The sequence below is a fragment of the Sediminicola luteus genome (assembly GCF_002514735.1).
In the GTDB taxonomy this organism is placed as follows: domain Bacteria; phylum Bacteroidota; class Bacteroidia; order Flavobacteriales; family Flavobacteriaceae; genus HQA918.
Genome location: NZ_NBWU01000001.1, coordinates 640,258 through 656,232, shown reverse-complemented (window position 1 = coordinate 656,232; position 15,975 = coordinate 640,258). Strand labels below are relative to the sequence as shown.

Sequence of the window (15,975 nt, the reverse complement as noted above, 5' to 3'; positions counted from 1 at the left end):
GAAGTTGATCGATGTGTATAAAACAATTTTACTGGCCTCATAGTTCAAGGGATAGAATAGAAGTTTCCTAAACTTTAGATCCAGGTTCGAGTCCTGGTGAGGCTACCAAAGCCCTCTCAGTCGAGAGGGTTTTTTATTGTAAGGCCTTCGTAATGGTCAAACTTTCCGTTGATTTTGGCGCATATAAATACAGCTGCTCAATAGGTGCCAGGTCTTGGATAACGATATAGGTGGGCCCTAATATCTCGGCCATTTTTGGGGCATCGCCTATAACCGCTAAAGATGCCAATAATAAAGGCATGGCTTTCTTTTTAAAATCGGCCTTGGATATTTTCGGTTCCGATTCAAAGATCTTATACATGTTTTGGGGAATGCTCAACATTCCGGTACCCATACCCAAAACGTCGTTGTCAAATACTTCCCCAGCTTCCTTTCTGGCTTCGATTTCGTCATAGGACAACTCGGTAAATTGGGCTTTGTTCGAGGTGTCTAGATGCATTACCTTAAAAGGGAACCCCTTTTCATGGTCGTAGTGGTCCGGGTGAATGATAACATAGTTGTTACGAATACCGATAACGGTATAATCAACCCCCAAAAACGAAAATTTCTTACCCGTATCTTGGGGTCCTATTTTTACCGTTTCATAACCCGAGATCAGATCCAATTGAAAACTTAGATCGCCCTTGGGGGTATCGACATGGTCTTCGGTAAAGAACATACCCGAGCTTAATTGCAGGGTTTTATAGATTTTGTTTTCTCCATTTTCGTGCTGGGTCTGGGTAAAGTAGGTATGGCTGGTACTAATTTGATCGTTAAGGGCCACGGCCTGGCCTTGGGCATCTAATAGCTTGTTCCCGACCAAGGAGATTTGGAACAGTTCGGGTAGGGGCCAATCGATATTTTCCAAAGTGGCTACTACATTTAGGGAGTGCATCATGCCCTCGCCGTCAAATTCCAGCTTCGCAATTTCACCATAGGCGGCCAAAGTGTTTTTCAACACCTGCTTAGGGGGGAGCTGAGCCAAGAACAAAGGGGTGTCGACTGTTTTTTTGGTGTAATACAGCGGCCCGTCAACAAAAATTTTGGAACCATCTGCGTAAAAGAGATCAATGGCAAAGTCGATTTGCATTTGTTCTTGCTCGCTCAATTCTTGCGATTGTAGGCTGTTATGAAGTATCAAAAGAAAAACTAGGGCTTTTTTCAAGGGAAAGGGTTAATGGTAAACATAAGGGCTAACGGGTTTAGGCCCTTAAAAATTGTACCCCCGACGTGAATATCAGCTTCCCAGTTAATACTAGATACTGGTTAACTCCTTCCAATTAGTTCACCTCCCCAAAAACCTTAAAGACCGGATAATAAAACGGACTCCCTTTTTGTTCGAGGGCCTGTAATTGATCATCCATAAGTTGCCAGCCCATGAGTCCGTCGCGTACTTGGGGTTCCAGACAATAGAAAATAAGGTTGGCCAAGGGCTGTTCTAGGGAAACCAAATAGGTGCCGGCCGGATAGTTTTGCTGTTTGGCTTGTTCAAAATCGCCCAACAGGGTGGTCATAGGATATTTGGCAAAACCCATGGGTCTTTTTTCCATACGGTCTACCCGGTAGCGTTCGCCATTGACTTTCACAGCTTTCTCAAGTTGCGAAACCTGTACCCCATGCATTTTTAGCTTGTCCACTATTGGCTTTAGCGATTCCGGAAGCAAATAAGCATTGGGCACCTTGGCCGAATGGGTACCAATAGGTTTGGTAACCAAATCTACGGTTACCCATTCGGGGGTATCGGGGCGGTCATATACTTGTACACTACTGCCCGGCACGAATTTCTTTTTGGTGTCGCGATAGGCGGGAATTTTTAGGGCACCATCCGATACATATTTGCCAGAGGTAAAGTTGGTGAGTTGGCCACTGCTGGCATGGTTCTTTATTTGGGCTACCACTTCGGCATCCGTTTTTTCGCAAAGGGCCTTCATTTCTTGTCCATGGGTATGGCAATAGGTTAAAAGCGCCTGGGTATAGGCGTATTGGGCATAGACAGCTTTTTCAAAAGAGGCACGTTCGGGGGTTTCGGTAATAATGGCCATACGGTTACGCAACCCATAACCACTGACCATAAATTTACCTTCGGTAGACCAAATGGAATTATCGTGGGAGAATACTTTGGGAGGCCAAGTATCGTCCAAACCGCAATGCATACCTACTTCAATCTGGTAGTCTTTTCGAGCGATGTCTACTAGGGCCGGAAAGATGTTATAGGTTACATAATCGCGCGGGGCGGCATGAGCCGTGGGCACATTAGATCCGCCATGGGCAATGGCATACCCATGCTGGGTTTCCTCCATACGATGCGTGTCGTATATGAGAATGGGGTCCCACTGGGCAAACAATTTGCTAACGGCACCTTGCATATTCTTGGTCTGCAGTTTTAGGGCATCGCGGTTAACGTCGTAACCTGCGGCATTACGACGGGTTCCCATCAGTTTAAGGTCACCATTGGTAATGACACGGGTTTCGTTTCCATCGACATTAAAGTTGGGGTTTACAAGAATGATCAAGTTGTCTAGCAAGTGTTTTTTCTCCCCAAAAAGAATGTCGCGGATAACCATAAGTAGGGCTTCCTTGCCCTCGGGTTCCCCCGGATGTATGCCTCCTTGCAGATAAATGACCGGTTTACCACTGGCTTTGGCTTCTTGGGCCGAACTGATTCTGGGGTTGGCCATGATCAATAGCTGGGAAGCCAGCCCACGGTCGCTGACGAATAGGGTAGAAGTGGACACCAATTCGCTTTTTCGGGGCAATTCCGAAAGGTAGTCCATAATGTCGTTATGGGTGGCCGTATGGGTAAAGCCCGATTTTTCACAGGCGGTACGTAAATCATTGGGCCAATCGCCGTTCCAGTTTTCGGGTATGGCATTGCCCCAGTAGATATTCGATGATTGGGCGAATAAGGAAACCGGGATGAAAAGTAAAAGTAGAAAGGTTCTCATGGTAAAATGCTAATCCCTTCAAGATAAGCTATCCATCCAAGTTTCGCCATTATTACTCCCTATCTAATCAATTAAGGCCCAAGGCTGGGTAATATTTGCAAGGGCCATGGGTCCACGTGGCCATGGGATAATGGGTTTTATGTTTAGTTACTGTTGAGGGAAGGTCAATCGGCCCAAATAGTCCAAATCTCGTGCATGGGTTTGCCCTTGCTACTAAAGCCTTTATGGTACCAGTCGTTATCCTTTCTGTCGAAATGGAATTCGAGCCCCATACCCACTCGACTGTTATCGCGTGAAAAGAACTCGATTTTTTCGGTATAGGCCCCATCGACCGAAGTAAACTGTCCGCCACCGCTTCCGAAGAATTCAAAAGTACCTTGGGTAAAGGCGACCCATTGAAAATGCCCATCGACAAGAAATTTCAGGGTTTTCCGGGCTTGGGTAATGTCGCGCCGTTTTTCGCCTTCGTCGGTTACCCAGCCGCCCATAAGCCAGCGTCCATCCAGAGCTTGGGCTTTGGCCGCTTGTTTTGTGAATTTCTTGTTCCCACCAAGTACCAAGGTATCGCCAACGAACTCATAAGGTACCGCCGCTACGTTTGCCCCATCTTGGGCATAGGTGGTAGAGAAATCGAGGGAGATCTCCATTATACCATGTTTGGTGGTAACCGTTCCGCCTTTTGTGGAGGTAAATCCGGCCGGCTGGCTACTGTATTGGGTAAGTACCGCATACCCATCTTGGATCATGAATTTTTCTTGGTGTAGGTTATCATCGGCATCTACCGATTCGTGCATATAGACCCCATTGGCCACTTGGGCCAAAATAAACATGGGCAGGCAAATCAAAAGTGTGGTGAATGTTTGCAGTTTTTTCATAGTGGTAACGCTTAGGTTCGTAATACACCCAAAAATCGGGTGTTTCCATACTAGTAAGATACGGAATTGTCTAAAAGTCACCTAAATGATGTACTAGAAGTCGAACGTCAGCATGTCAAATGTCGAAAGTCTGGTGCTGTAAAAGTTTTGCATTCATAGGAATTATTGATTATTTTGAACCAATAGTATTAAAAATGGTTCAAAATGGGCGTAGTACGAAAATCCATAACCTTTACCGAGCAACAAGATGCCTTTGTTAAAAGTCTGATTGAACAAGGATTTTACACCAACGACAGCGAATATATCCGCGATATTATCCGAAAAGATCAAGAGAGACGTAAGCGAAGTATCGATTTAAACGAGGCCTTGATTGCTGGGATGGAAAGCGGTCCTACGGAGGCTACCATTGAAACTATTTGGGAAGAAGCTATACGTGCCCATGAATCGGGAAAGTAATTATGTATTAAGTGCTCGGGCAAAACAAGATATACGGCAAATTGCCGATTATACCTTAGATAATTTTGGTGTAAACCAATCCCTAGCATATGCACAGGCCTTGATAAAAGTGATTCAAAAATTGGCCAGCAACCCCGAATTGGGTCGTGCCTATGTGCCCATAAAAGCGCATATGGTTTTTCGCTATCGTTTTAAGGCACATGTATTGTTCTATTACAAAGTCCCAGAGGGTATTTTTGTCTTACGCGTTTTAGGAGGTAAAATGGATTTTGAAAGGCACCTAGGCTAAAATGACCTCAGGTTGAACTAGATTTTGGAATTGAATTCCATCAGCCTTATTGTGCCAATGACAATGATTATTTTTTACGAGCCACTAACCACGAACCACCCCATCGTCGGCCAAGCGCCCCAACTGGCTAAGCATTTCACGGGTAGTTTTTTCCAAGTCGAATTCGGCTTGCCAACCCCAATCGTTTTGGGCTATCGAATCATCGATACTGCTGGGCCATGAATCGGCTATGGCCTGACGAAAATCCGGATGGTAGTGCAGTTTAAAATCAGGCAACAGTTTTTGAATGCTGGCTTCCATATCTTCTGGAGCGAAAGACATGCCTGCCAAATTATAGGAAGAACGTACACGAATACGATCGGCATCGGTTTCCATTAGGCTTACTGTGGCACGAATGGCATCGTCCATATACATCATGGGCAAGCGTGTACCCTGTTTAAGAAAGGAGGTATATGTTCCTTCGGCCAAGGCCTTGTGGTAAATATCTACCGCATAGTCGGTGGTACCACCACCCGGTTGGGTTTTCCAACTGATCAATCCGGGATAACGGACCGATCGTACGTCTACCCCATATTTGGTATGGTAATATTCGCACCAACGTTCGCCGGCCTGTTTGCTAATGCCATACACGGTAGTAGGTTCCATAACCGTTTGTTGAGGGGTGTTCTCAGCCGGGGTAGAGGGCCCAAATACGGCAATACTCGAAGGCCAGAACACCTTTTTGATTTTTTTCGCTTTGGCCAGATCCAATACGTTGAATAGGGTGGTCATGTTCAAATCCCATGCACGGGCCGGGAATTTTTCACCAGTAGCACTAAGCATGGCGGCCATAAGGTAGACTTGGTCGATTTTATAATCGGCCACTACTTGTGCCAAGCCTTCGGCATCCATGGCGTCTAACAATTTAAAGGGCCCCGATTCCATTAAAGACCGACCTCCTTCGCGTATATCGGAAGCGATCACTTGATCTTTACCATATCGTTCACGAAGGTAGAGGGTAAGTTCGGTACCGATTTGCCCACAGGCGCCTAAAATCAACACAGTTGGATGCATATGTTGCGAATGCTTTAAAATATGGCCGTAAAGATAATCCGAATTGTCGAATTCTTAGTTTTTGTCATTATTTTTTAAAGATATGTCCATATGTATTTTGAAGTAGAAATGCTCTGAAACCTGTAATGAACGTTAATGGGTTACCCATGGCCTTAAAAAATATGTACCTTCGTTGCATGATTCGAATACTGATCACTTTTGTTGTGTTGTCCTTACTTGCGGGTTGTGGCCAAAAAAAAGGGGAAGCGGTTGCCCAAAATGAGGAAACCATAGTCTTTGATGGAGCTAGTTTGCCAAAAAAACAGCAACCCAATGCCAAAGCTGGAGAAATTTTGGCCAAATGGCCCGAATACAACGCCTTGGTTTCTTCTATGGATGCCCTATACACGGCAAAAGGGAAAGAAGATGTGGCCTTGGTTATCGATGATTTGATCGACAAGGAAAAGTTATTGGCCCAATCGGAATATCCTGAGGAGTTTAAAAAACCACAGATACAAAGTCGCCAAGCGGTGTTCCAAACCTTTGTGTTGAAGGTTAAGGGCGCCCTAACCTATAATTTGGGGCTTCAAGAACCCAGTACCGAATTGGTAACGGCCTATAATGCTTGGGTAAACCAATTTTCGGTATTGATGAACACCTATGTTGATCTAGATGTGATCTTAGAGCTGGAAGCTGCCGATTTTGATTCTATTCCAAAGTCCATTGACCCAAAAGGTGCAACGGAAAAGTAGCCATCGTAAAATTTATTCTTGGGTAGTTCCTTCGGGTTGTTCCTTTCTTTTTTCCAAGGCTTGTTTACTTAAACTGGCCAAGTTAAAGTGCGGTGCTATGGCCAGAGCCTCGTCCATAAGCGCTATGGCTTTATCAACATCTTTGTCTTTATTGAAAACCGTTAAGGCTTCGAGATGTTTAAAAGCCGCTTTTAAAGGTACTTGATAGGGTTGCTGCCTTTCGTAAAAGGCATATTGATCGTCTTCCTTGGCGTTGGCCATGCCGTACTCGATATTAGCTTTGGCCTCATCTATTTTACCGGTCTGTATTTTTAGATCGGCCAATTCATAGGCCAAATAGGCATTGGGTTTTCTTTTGTATAATTCTTCAAATTGTGCGATGGCCCTAGGAAGTTGGTTAATGGCTTTTAAAGAAATGGCCTTTACTTGTACGGCCATATCACTGTCCGTTGGCACCAATTCTACCCCAACCGTATTCAGCGCTTGCATGTGTTGGTTGTTGTTGGCATAGATCATGGCCAGGGTATCGCGACGGGCGGTAGAGGGTTCCAAAACATTGAGGTGGGTCAGGGCTTGTATTACCCCTTGTACATCGCCTTGTTTTTGCATGGCTTCATAATAGCCTTGAAAATGCGCTTTCAACTGGGCATTACTTTGGGCTTGTAGTATGGTTCCGGTCAGCAAAAAGGCCAACAGCAATAACTTCTTCATGGTATCAAATTTTGGAATCGGCCAAATCTAAACAAATAAATTAAAATGGGGTGTGAAAGCAATCATAAATGGGGGTTAGACCGCTTCACTAAAAGAAAAAAGACCATAGAAAATAGACGAAGGCTCGATTAAATGGGGTACTGGAAGCTGAGGTGATTCAGCAATTCGAGTTCAGTGGTATAGACCTGTTTTCCTGGGAGGTGTCTAGACACTCCAGTTATTTTCAGATGGAGTACCAGTTTGTTGTAATAAAAGGATCGCGTAGCAATGTCACCCTGAGCGCCGTCGAAGGGCATAGAACAACGATATGCTTAATAGGGTTTTGACCGCCCTCCTGTCGGCTGACGCAGCGCTCAACTTGCTTTTAAGCCCCTTCTCTTGATGGAGAGAGGGGTGAGGGCATTCATGTGACGCCGAAATCTTTAGGTTTATGGTTAAGACCGCTTCGCTCAAAGAAAAAAGACATAGAAAATAGATGTAGGCCTAATTAAATAGGATGCTGGAAGCTAAAGTGTTCCAGCAGTCCAACTTCAGCGGTATCGACTTGTTTCCCTTGGGAGCTGTCTTGTAGGTCAAAAAGAGGAGGGGGAATCTGTAAGCGCTCGGCTTGCTGTTGGTAATAGGTTTCTTTGGTCGGATGTGCCGGATAGACGCCATTGAAAAGCCTGCCCCATAGTTGGTGTTCTATGCTATGGAGCAACAAGTCCACGGCATCGGCTTGATGGATCAGGTTCACTGGCCATAATCTACCCTTTAGTTCGGTCTTGCCGCTCAGCATACGAACAGGTTGACGGTCTGGGCCGATCAAACCACCCATACGAACCAAGGTGGTATTGGGGAAATGTGCACATAGCAGTTGTTCCACCTTTCGAAGTTCTTGGGCCGAAGATCTAATGGGCTGGGTTGGGGTAGCCTCTGTGACCAAGCCTGGGATATCTCCATAGACTGATGTGCTACTTACGAAAAGCAAATTTTTGATGCCGGCCGATTTGATATGCGGCAGAAGCTTTTCCATTTTTTGGAGAAAGCTTCCTGCCGGATTTTTTCGTAGTCCCGGAGGGACGGCGATTATCAAGACAGCTGCCTTTTCAAGAAGCCCGGAAATATTGCCATGTACCCCATCGGGGGCCAACATCACTTGATAGGGGAGTATTCCCGCTTCGCTTAAGAGGGGTAATCGGGAGGCCCGGGAAACACTACCGGCCACCGAAAACTTGTTTTCTATCAAGGTTTTGGCCAAAGGAAGGCCCAACCATCCGCAGCCTAAAATGGCGATTTTTTGCATGGACTACCGTTTACAATCGAACCGTTTTTTTGACCAAGACCGCATCGTTTAGCACAAAGGGTAACGGAATACTGGTTTCCGGTCGTGGCGGTATACTGAATAGCGGGTTGAATAGTAAGTCGTTGGAGGCTTCATATAAGGTAAGCTCCAGGGTCTCGCCGGCTTCGACTACCAAAGAAAGGTTGCTGGTCTCGTTATCGGTAATATAATGGGTTAGCAATTTTCCGGCCGGATTCCGTCTCGACATAAACTCCTCCGACAAGGGAATCTCGTTAATCAAGGCCTTTTCAATGGCCACGGCATTGGAGTATACCTCCAAACGGTTTACATCGCGTTGGGGGGTAATGCAGATTTCCAAATGACGTTTTCCCCCGATCAGGGTATCGGTCACTGTGCGCACATCAGGGGACGCAATGGCCTTCATGGGGGCCTGGGCCACCCAATTAAAGCCTGTGGAATATTTGCTACTAATGGTGTTATCGGCCAAAGCCGTAGGAGGTTCCGGCGATTGGCCCAAAAACTGTTTGTTCCAATCAATCAGCCTATGGTCGTATGAGGCCCATTGTGCGCTATTGGTATCGGCATCCAAAACATACAGCAGGCTACTGGGTTTTGGGGTGTCTATAGCGAACCCACTATTGGTATGGGCCTTGATCATAAACCCAAGGAAGAATAAGAGTCCGGCCCGCCCCCAAAAACCGGGGTTTTTAAAATTGCTGGTCAAGGGCAGTACAAAGAAAAAAGTAAGGGCCGTAAACAGGGTGGCCGCCATAAGCATTTTCAGTCCCAACCCCACCGGGAACATTTTTATGAAAGGGGCAAAGATCCATATGGCGGGCACCGCCAAGAGTACCAATAACCACATACTTGGTTGCTTTTGGTTCATACTCACCCATAAGGCCGCTAATAGTCCGAAAACCGGGATTACAAAAAAGGCGGCCCCTTTTAAATAAAGTGCCGTGGCGGTACATACCAGAAGCCAAATAAAGATGGGCCCCACCAAAAGATTGGCCGCGCCCAGTTCCTTAAATCGTTTATAGGTCAATAGGCAAATACCCAAGGCCAGAGCGACAAAAGCAGCGATATAACTATAACCGTTATAGGTAAAGCCATGCAGCATATCGTTATAGTCCGGATAGATCCACAATAAGGCTTTCCAACCGATAAATCCGGCTAGGGTAGCCAGTACAATGGCGATCAATGCCGGTAAGAATCCGGTAAAGACCGCTTTGGCCTGTAACATGTTTTTCTGAAAGCCGAAAATGAGCAGCACCACGAATAATAAGACAGCCAGGCCCAACATGGGGTATATCCACGAAAAGGGATAGGAAACCAGTTTAAAGATAGGGACGTTAAAATAGGCCTGATCGGTATCGCTTTTTAAGGCTAACGATGCCAGGGCGGAATGATGCAACAAAGGCATAAGATTGGCCCCTTGATGTGCCAAGGTCTCCGGATCTAACCTATCGGCTACGTCTAAAGCGGTATGGTAATCGAAATGATCATCGATAAAGGCAAAATTAAAGCCCTCGATATCCCCATCTTCCCGAAATACCGTAAGATCGGTATCGTTGGGAAGCATTTTATAGATGCTGTAGGCCAGGGAATTGGCCACCGGATAATCGGAATCTGCCTTGGCATAGGCATCGATTAGGGCGCTGTTGCCCCCGTTGGTCTCAATGAGCATATAGCCGGGGCCTCCACTTCCGCGGGCCTCGAAATTGATGGCCAAACCTACATCTTTGGCCCAAGGGTGATGGTTTACAAAGAGGTCGGCACCGTTAAGCCCAAGTTCTTCGGCATCGGTTAGCAACAGAATAATATCGTTGGTCGGGCTTTCACCACTGGCCAAATAGGCACGAATCCCTTCAAGGACCGTAGCTACACCACTGGCGGCATCGCTGGCGCCAAAAGACGAATGCACCCCGCTATCGTAATGCGACATTAGCAATAATGCCTTACCATTGCCGCTGCCTTTTATTCGGGCCAAAACGTTAATGGCCTTACTGTAGTTGGCCCAGTCGCCCGAGGTATATCCCTCTTGTAAGCTAACCTCCAGACCCATTTTTTCCAATTGCTGTACTACATATTCGCGTACGGGGGCATGGCCGGGGAATCCGACCCCATGCAGTTCGGTAGACATCGCTTTTACATGGGCCATGGCCCTATCGGTAGAAAATTCGGCTTCTGGAGTGTCGGTTTTGGGTGAATAGGAGGGTAACAAGGCGCTGAAACTCCAGAACACCAAAATACCGATTAAGATTACGGCGAGTAATGAGGTTGATTTTTTCATGGTAACGGTAGGAAATGGTAATTCCCGATATGGTTTTTATACAAACAAGTATGGTTGAAACAGACCCTGGTTAAGGCCATCGTATAAAAATAACAAAAAGTGACGTTACTGTCCGTTGACCGGGGAAATTTATACAATTGGTTAAAATTCATTATATTACTAATCAACCAAAATCTAAGGACTATGGGAATCAAAAGTTTTCAGGGGGCCAGGGGCCCTGCCAAGAAGGAGTATGACGCACCGATTTTGGTAGCGGATCATATGACGAAAAAATTGATAACCTTTCACCCCGACCAGTCTATTCTGGAAGTGATGGAATTGTTTGCCAAACACAGTATTTCGGGCGGACCGGTATTGGACGATAACGGTTTTCTGGTAGGGATTATCTCGGAAGGTGATTGTATGAAACAAATTGCGGAAAGCCGGTATTTTAATATGCCCATAGTAGATAAAAGCGTATCTAAATACATGACGCCCAACGTAGAAACCATATCGCACGATACCAGTATATTCGATGCGGCCGGAATTTTCCATAAGAACAACCGTAGAAGGCTTCCGGTACTGCGCGATGGTATATTGGTAGGGCAGATAAGTCGTAAAGATGTGGTGATCGCCGCCTTAAAACTCAGTGCCCAGAATTATAAATAGGAGAACATATTAGGAAACTAAGATACCCTGCCTTTTGGTGGGGTTTTTGGTATTGTTTCAAAACAGTCTCTAAAAGGGCAGCCAGAATGTATTAATTGCCTATTCGAATCAAGCGTTTATGTAATCTATTGAATATCTGTGGCAATTTCTCAGTGTAACTCTGCGTCTTCTCGGCGTGCCTCTGTGTTATTTGAGCCTTGTCGATTGTTGCACAGAGTTTCACGGAGTAGCACAGAGGGTCACAGAGAGTTCAACTCTTGATTCACGTTGCTTATTGATGTTTCTCCCGCTTTACGATCATTACAAAATCATTGTCGAGCAGTAAATAGCCCAGGTCGTATACAAAGTAATAGATGGTACCTTTTTGGGTGGTATACAAATGGGTATGGTAGTTAAAATCGAAACCTAGATCCAGAAGTTTGGGTTTGGTGGTTTTGGTTTTGCCTTCGGTCAAAGGAAAACTATCGAGTATACGATGGTTTTTACGAAGACGGTTGTTGATGTTCCGGATGAGATTGGTACTGTCTTTGTTCAGTTTGTTGTTATGGGCATTACGGCAAGCATCGGAGCAGAATTTTTTGTCCGAACGACCCTTTACCGTATCCCCACATTCCATACATTGGCGTTCCATGCCATTGAAAATAAGGCGTTTTCCTTATTTGTGTGGTTTTTTAGGTCGAAAAGGATATAAGAATCGAAGAAGGGGGCCATTCTACTTTACTCTATGCGTTGGTGCAAATGGCCCAAGAGTGAATTGGGGTCGCTAAGCGGCAGATCGCCCTGCAATTCCCAGAACATAAGTCCGCCCAAACCTTTTTCGGCAACCCAGGCCAATTTACGGTCCAGGGTGGTTTTATTGTCGAAAAAGTAGCCTTTATACACCCCTTTAGCATTGAGTTTCTCAAAATCGTGAATGTCTTTATACGACATGGTCTTTCCCCATTTCCAGCGGTGGCGTCCGTAGAACGGAACCCCTACGAATAATTTTTCGGCCGCTACCCCATGGCGTATAAAACGTTTGGTAGTCCGCTTTACCAGCGTATAGGAGGCCTGGCCTTTAAACGGACTAAAATTATCGTACAACATGAGGTTAACCCCATCTATATAAGGATTTACCTGGGCGCTAAGTTTGGCCTGTTTTTTCCAAAAACCAACGGCAATGGTAATTTCGAGACCTGCTGGATGCAGTTTTTGGTGTAAGGCCTGCATTAAGCGTACAAAATTTTGTTTCTGCGCCTTACCCTTGGGGAATTCCCAATCGATATCGACCCCTTTTAGGGTATAGGTACGACAGAGTTCCAATACTTGTTGGGCAAAATGCGCCCGTCTTTCCGCTGCGGCCGAAAGTTCGATAAAGAAATCGGAGCGGTGCCAGCCACCGAAACAAACGCTTAGCTCGGTGTTGGATCCTTGCCGGAGTGAATCGAGGATGTGAAGATCCTTTTTTACCTTATCTACGGCTATGTTTCCCTCGGCATCGGCATCGATCCCGAAGTAGATCAGTTTATCGAGGGCGGTTACCTGTTCTTTATCGAGTGAGGCGATATTCCCATTCATGGTATAACCTACTAGGGCACCATAGTCTTGGGCCGAGAGTTGAACCGATACAAAGAGCAGTAAATATTGGTATAGGGATTTACAGGACATACTTAGAAATTGAATGTCCAAAAATAAACAAACCAAACGGTCTGGAAAAAAATTAAGGGGTCAAATGGGCAAGCGCTCCCTTTTCCGAATCCAGGTTAGGGCAAAAATAAGGTTGGGTACCCAGCAGAGCCAGGCCACGATACGGTACGAAATCACAAAGTCGCCCGTAACCACCTGTAATAAAGGCAGCCAAAACCGCAGGGTAACCGCGGCAAAGGTCAAGGCATAACTTACGACCATTATTTTGGCATGGGCACGGTACTGTCCTTTTTTACCCAAGCCATAGGCTACAAGTGTACTTCCGATCCAAAGTAAACCCAAGGTCATAAATCCTATGGAAGCTATGGGTCCGCCTGTGGCGAAATAACCAATATACAAGGCAGATACCCCACTGGCCATAACGGCCAGGGTATAGAAAAGCCCAATGATTCTATGTAAGAAAGGGGCTTTTGTTCTAGCGGCCCGCACAAATTGGATCCAACCCAGGCCCATGGCGACCCCACCAAAAACGATATGGCCGTAAAAAAAGAAACGCCACCGTTGGTCTTGTAACAAAGAATCGGGTTTGGTACTGAGCAGGCCAAAGTTACCCTCCACCAAAAAATAGGTAATGGGATATACGGCTACCCCAAGGCAGAGTAGTACGAAAAACCAGAAAAGTAATTTTCGGGTCATGATCTAGGTTTGGAGATTTAAAGATAAACAACTTCGGGCAGACAGGATCAAAGTTCCAAGTAGTATTGCAGCAGACCCGCCTTACCGGGCAACAAGCGTTTGAACGGAAGTGTGACCCTCCCTTCTTGCACATACCCCAGCTTTTCATAAAAAGAACGGGCACCGGATTGCACCTCCATGGCCTCCAACCACAATAAGGTGTGGCCTTGTTCTTGGGCCACTTTTTTACTCCAGGCCATTAAACGATTCCCTATGCCTTGGCCCTGTACTGCCTTATCGAGATAAATGCGATGTAATTTAGTGGCGGGCACTTTAGGTTTTCCGGGAAACTCCAAGCCGTGGCAAAGCCTTAAAATACCTATATGCCTGTTTTGAAAACGGACAAAAAAATACGGGCAATGGGGTTGGGCCAATTCCAAGGCCAATTGTTTGGGGTTATAGGTGTGTTGTACATACCAGGCGCCATCATCGTCCCATAGATGGGCGTAGGGGGGCGGATAAATACGTTGCATCAATTGCAGCAATTCTGCTGCATCGTCTAATGTGATGGGCAGTAGTTCAAGTTCTTTGGCTATTTCTATCGCTTCCTTATTCAATCTGCAAACTGTATTTGGTGAGCAATCCGGCCAATTGTTCCTTTTTGAATCGGGCATTTTTCATGCGGTTCCGCGCTGGGTCAAGGGATAGGTATATGGCTTCCCTAAAATCGGCACCTTCCAAATTACAATCCTCGAAAAGCGCGCCCTCAAGATTACTATCCGAAAAGTCGGCCCCGGCCAGTTCGGCTTCGGTAAAGTCAGCCTTTTTCAAGGAACAGCCCAGAAAGGTGGTTGCGGGCATACGGCCTTGGTAAAAAGAGCACAGATCCATAGGGCAACGCTCAAAATGTACGGTAAATAAGAAATCGTCACAGGTCGAAAAATCGAGTCCCATCAGTTTACAATCCGTAAAGCGGACTTGGTTGAGCTGGGTATTCACCAAGGGGGCATTACTGAGGTCGCAATGTGAAAAAGTGCAATCACTAAACTTATAATTCGATAAGGGGGTCTGGGTAAAATCGCAATGTTCAAAATGGCAACCGTCGTATTCCCCTTTGGGCAAAGCGGCCTTACCGTTTAACTTGCCAAAATCTTGATCGGTGATAAAGGGTAGTTGGTTCATAGTAAAAACATTAGGCCAAGCCGGTTTCCGGATTTTCTTCCACCATAAAATCAAATAATAACCCCAGTTTGGCCTCCAGTTTTTTCTTGATTTTACCTGTAACCAAGGCTGGCACCAAGCTATAGGGAAATCGAAGATTGTAGCTATAACATAGTGTCAATCGGGTGTTTTGGCCATCTAGATCCTCATAATCCCAACGGCCTTCAAAGGCCGAAAAAAAACGGCTTGTATCGGTTTGGATCACCGTTATCCCAACAGGAATGTCGTAACGAAGGTATCGGGTTTCGGAACGTCCGCCGGCCTTGTCCACCACAACTACTTGGGCTTGGGCCTCCAAGCGACGGCTTCCGGGCATAAAACCCAGACTTTCTATTTGGGTATCCCATTCGGGCCGCAGTTCCATATCTTGCGAGGTGGCAAAGAGCAAAGCCCTATCTACCGGAAAAATACGGCTGGCCGAAACGCTATGGGCATAGGTATTACTCATAGAATACGCTCACTTCCCCTAGGGGTTTGCGCTCCAATTTAGGTACGTAGACCGGATCTTTGGGGTAACCGACGGGCAGTAGCAAAAAAGCCCTTTCGTTACCGGGGCGATCTAAGACCTGGGTCAAAAAGTTCATAGGGCTCGGGGTGTGGGTCAGGGTGACCAGTCCGGCATTATGAATGGCCGAGATTAGCATACCACAAGCAATACCAATAGATTCGTTTACGTAGTAATTGTTGTGTTTTACCCCTTGCTTATCGTGTTCATACACCCTTTTAAAGGCAATGATCAACCAAGGAGCCTCCTCCAAAAAGGGTTTGTTGGCATCGGTACCCAATGGGGCCAGATCGTTGCGCCAACGGTCGCTCATACGTTTCGAATAGGTTTCCCGCTCTTCTTTTTCGGCCGCTTCCCGAATCTTAGTCTTAAGCGCCGGGTTGGCCACGGCACAAAAGGTCCAGGGTTGTTTATGCGCCCCCGAAGGTGCCGTAGAAGCCGCCATAATCAGCTGTTCTATGACGGCCTTAGCCACGGGTGCATCACTGAACTCCCGTACCGACCGCCGTTTATCGAGCCATTGGTAAAACGCGCTACTGCGTTCCAGCATGGGTTCGGACCCATAATGTTCCCTTTGGTACAGCTCATGGTCAAAGCCTTTATAGTCTATGGTTTTCTGCATA

General features: G+C 46.1%; 18 protein-coding genes and 1 tRNA gene. 5 read left to right on the top strand and 14 right to left on the bottom strand.

The features are described 5' to 3' along the window. Positions 1 to 33 precede the first annotated feature (33 nt). Positions 34 to 108, top strand: a tRNA-Arg gene (locus B7P33_RS09550). Positions 109 to 133: 25 nt separating this feature from the next. Here B7P33_RS09550 and B7P33_RS09545 read toward each other — a convergent pair. From B7P33_RS09545 to B7P33_RS09535, 3 genes are all read right to left on the bottom strand, one after another. Further along, positions 134 to 1,204 (bottom strand): hypothetical protein, encoded by a 1,071-nt coding sequence (locus B7P33_RS09545; protein ID WP_097441743.1) that lies wholly within the window; start codon positions 1,202 to 1,204, stop codon positions 134 to 136. A 115-nt stretch (positions 1,205 to 1,319) separates the two neighbouring features. Then, the gene (locus B7P33_RS09540) at positions 1,320 to 2,984 is read right to left on the bottom strand and encodes a M14 family metallopeptidase (protein WP_097441742.1); all 1,665 of its coding nucleotides are present in this window, start codon (positions 2,982 to 2,984) and stop codon (positions 1,320 to 1,322) included. 164 nt (positions 2,985 to 3,148) lie between these two features. Then, positions 3,149 to 3,859 carry a hypothetical protein gene (locus B7P33_RS09535; RefSeq protein WP_097441741.1) on the bottom strand — a complete coding sequence of 237 codons (711 nt, stop codon included), beginning with the start codon at positions 3,857 to 3,859 and terminating at the stop codon, positions 3,149 to 3,151. 204 nt (positions 3,860 to 4,063) lie between these two features. Between B7P33_RS09535 and B7P33_RS09530 the strand changes: the two genes are divergently transcribed. Together B7P33_RS09530 and B7P33_RS09525 are read left to right on the top strand one after the other, a co-directional pair. Then, complete coding sequence (locus tag B7P33_RS09530; protein WP_097441740.1) at positions 4,064 to 4,315, top strand: type II toxin-antitoxin system ParD family antitoxin; 252 nt, start codon at positions 4,064 to 4,066, stop codon at positions 4,313 to 4,315. Then, positions 4,299 to 4,604: a type II toxin-antitoxin system RelE/ParE family toxin gene (locus tag B7P33_RS09525; protein WP_097441739.1), complete on the top strand. Its 306-nt coding sequence runs from the start codon at positions 4,299 to 4,301 to the stop codon at positions 4,602 to 4,604. Before B7P33_RS09530 ends, B7P33_RS09525 begins: the two co-directional genes overlap by 17 nt. A gap of 84 nt (positions 4,605 to 4,688) precedes the next feature. On the opposite strand, the gene B7P33_RS09520 is transcribed toward B7P33_RS09525, so the two are convergent. Further along, entirely contained in the window at positions 4,689 to 5,657 is a 969-nt protein-coding gene (locus B7P33_RS09520) for an NAD-dependent epimerase/dehydratase family protein (RefSeq protein WP_097441738.1), read from the bottom strand. Between the two features lie 176 nt (positions 5,658 to 5,833). Here B7P33_RS09520 and B7P33_RS09515 point away from each other — a divergent pair, with 176 nt between their 5' ends. Continuing rightward, positions 5,834 to 6,388, top strand: a complete 555-nt coding sequence (locus B7P33_RS09515) for a hypothetical protein (RefSeq protein ID WP_141402435.1) — start codon at positions 5,834 to 5,836, stop codon at positions 6,386 to 6,388. 12 nt (positions 6,389 to 6,400) lie between these two features. Here B7P33_RS09515 and B7P33_RS09510 read toward each other — a convergent pair whose 3' ends face one another. The 3 genes from B7P33_RS09510 to B7P33_RS09500 all read right to left on the bottom strand — a co-directional run bounded on the left by B7P33_RS09510 (position 6,401) and on the right by B7P33_RS09500 (position 10,677). Beyond that, the gene (locus B7P33_RS09510) at positions 6,401 to 7,099 is read right to left on the bottom strand and encodes a tetratricopeptide repeat protein (protein ID WP_097441736.1); all 699 of its coding nucleotides are present in this window, start codon (positions 7,097 to 7,099) and stop codon (positions 6,401 to 6,403) included. 487 nt (positions 7,100 to 7,586) lie between these two features. Next, on the bottom strand, positions 7,587 to 8,384 hold the full coding sequence (locus B7P33_RS09505; protein WP_097441735.1) for an NAD(P)H-binding protein: 798 nt from the start codon (positions 8,382 to 8,384) through the stop codon (positions 7,587 to 7,589). Positions 8,385 to 8,394: 10 nt separating this feature from the next. Next, a complete protein-coding gene (locus B7P33_RS09500) occupies positions 8,395 to 10,677 on the bottom strand; it encodes a M28 family peptidase (RefSeq protein ID WP_097441734.1) in 2,283 nt (760 codons plus the stop codon). Positions 10,678 to 10,860: 183 nt separating this feature from the next. On the opposite strand from B7P33_RS09500, the gene B7P33_RS09495 reads away from it, so the two are divergent. Then, positions 10,861 to 11,325, top strand: coding sequence for a CBS domain-containing protein (locus B7P33_RS09495; protein ID WP_097441733.1), 465 nt, complete (start codon positions 10,861 to 10,863; stop codon positions 11,323 to 11,325). A 271-nt stretch (positions 11,326 to 11,596) separates the two neighbouring features. Here B7P33_RS09495 and B7P33_RS09490 read toward each other — a convergent pair whose 3' ends face one another. From B7P33_RS09490 to B7P33_RS09460, 7 genes are all read right to left on the bottom strand, one after another. Then, positions 11,597 to 11,956 carry a hypothetical protein gene (locus tag B7P33_RS09490; RefSeq protein WP_097441732.1) on the bottom strand — a complete coding sequence of 120 codons (360 nt, stop codon included), beginning with the start codon at positions 11,954 to 11,956 and terminating at the stop codon, positions 11,597 to 11,599. Positions 11,957 to 12,042: 86 nt separating this feature from the next. Beyond that, on the bottom strand, positions 12,043 to 12,972 hold the full coding sequence (locus B7P33_RS09485; protein WP_097441731.1) for a glycosyl hydrolase family 18 protein: 930 nt from the start codon (positions 12,970 to 12,972) through the stop codon (positions 12,043 to 12,045). 60 nt (positions 12,973 to 13,032) lie between these two features. Next, positions 13,033 to 13,647 (bottom strand): DUF2306 domain-containing protein, encoded by a 615-nt coding sequence (locus tag B7P33_RS09480; RefSeq protein WP_097441730.1) that lies wholly within the window; start codon positions 13,645 to 13,647, stop codon positions 13,033 to 13,035. A gap of 47 nt (positions 13,648 to 13,694) precedes the next feature. Next, positions 13,695 to 14,243 (bottom strand): GNAT family N-acetyltransferase, encoded by a 549-nt coding sequence (locus B7P33_RS09475; protein ID WP_172435907.1) that lies wholly within the window; start codon positions 14,241 to 14,243, stop codon positions 13,695 to 13,697. Next, positions 14,236 to 14,808 (bottom strand): pentapeptide repeat-containing protein, encoded by a 573-nt coding sequence (locus tag B7P33_RS09470; RefSeq protein ID WP_097441728.1) that lies wholly within the window; start codon positions 14,806 to 14,808, stop codon positions 14,236 to 14,238. Before B7P33_RS09470 ends, B7P33_RS09475 begins: the two co-directional genes overlap by 8 nt. A gap of 10 nt (positions 14,809 to 14,818) precedes the next feature. Further along, on the bottom strand, positions 14,819 to 15,295 hold the full coding sequence (locus tag B7P33_RS09465) for an SRPBCC family protein (RefSeq protein WP_097441727.1): 477 nt from the start codon (positions 15,293 to 15,295) through the stop codon (positions 14,819 to 14,821). Next, positions 15,288 to 15,974, bottom strand: coding sequence for a nitroreductase family protein (locus B7P33_RS09460; RefSeq protein ID WP_097441726.1), 687 nt, complete (start codon positions 15,972 to 15,974; stop codon positions 15,288 to 15,290). Before B7P33_RS09460 ends, B7P33_RS09465 begins: the two co-directional genes overlap by 8 nt. Position 15,975: the final 1 nt, after the last annotated feature.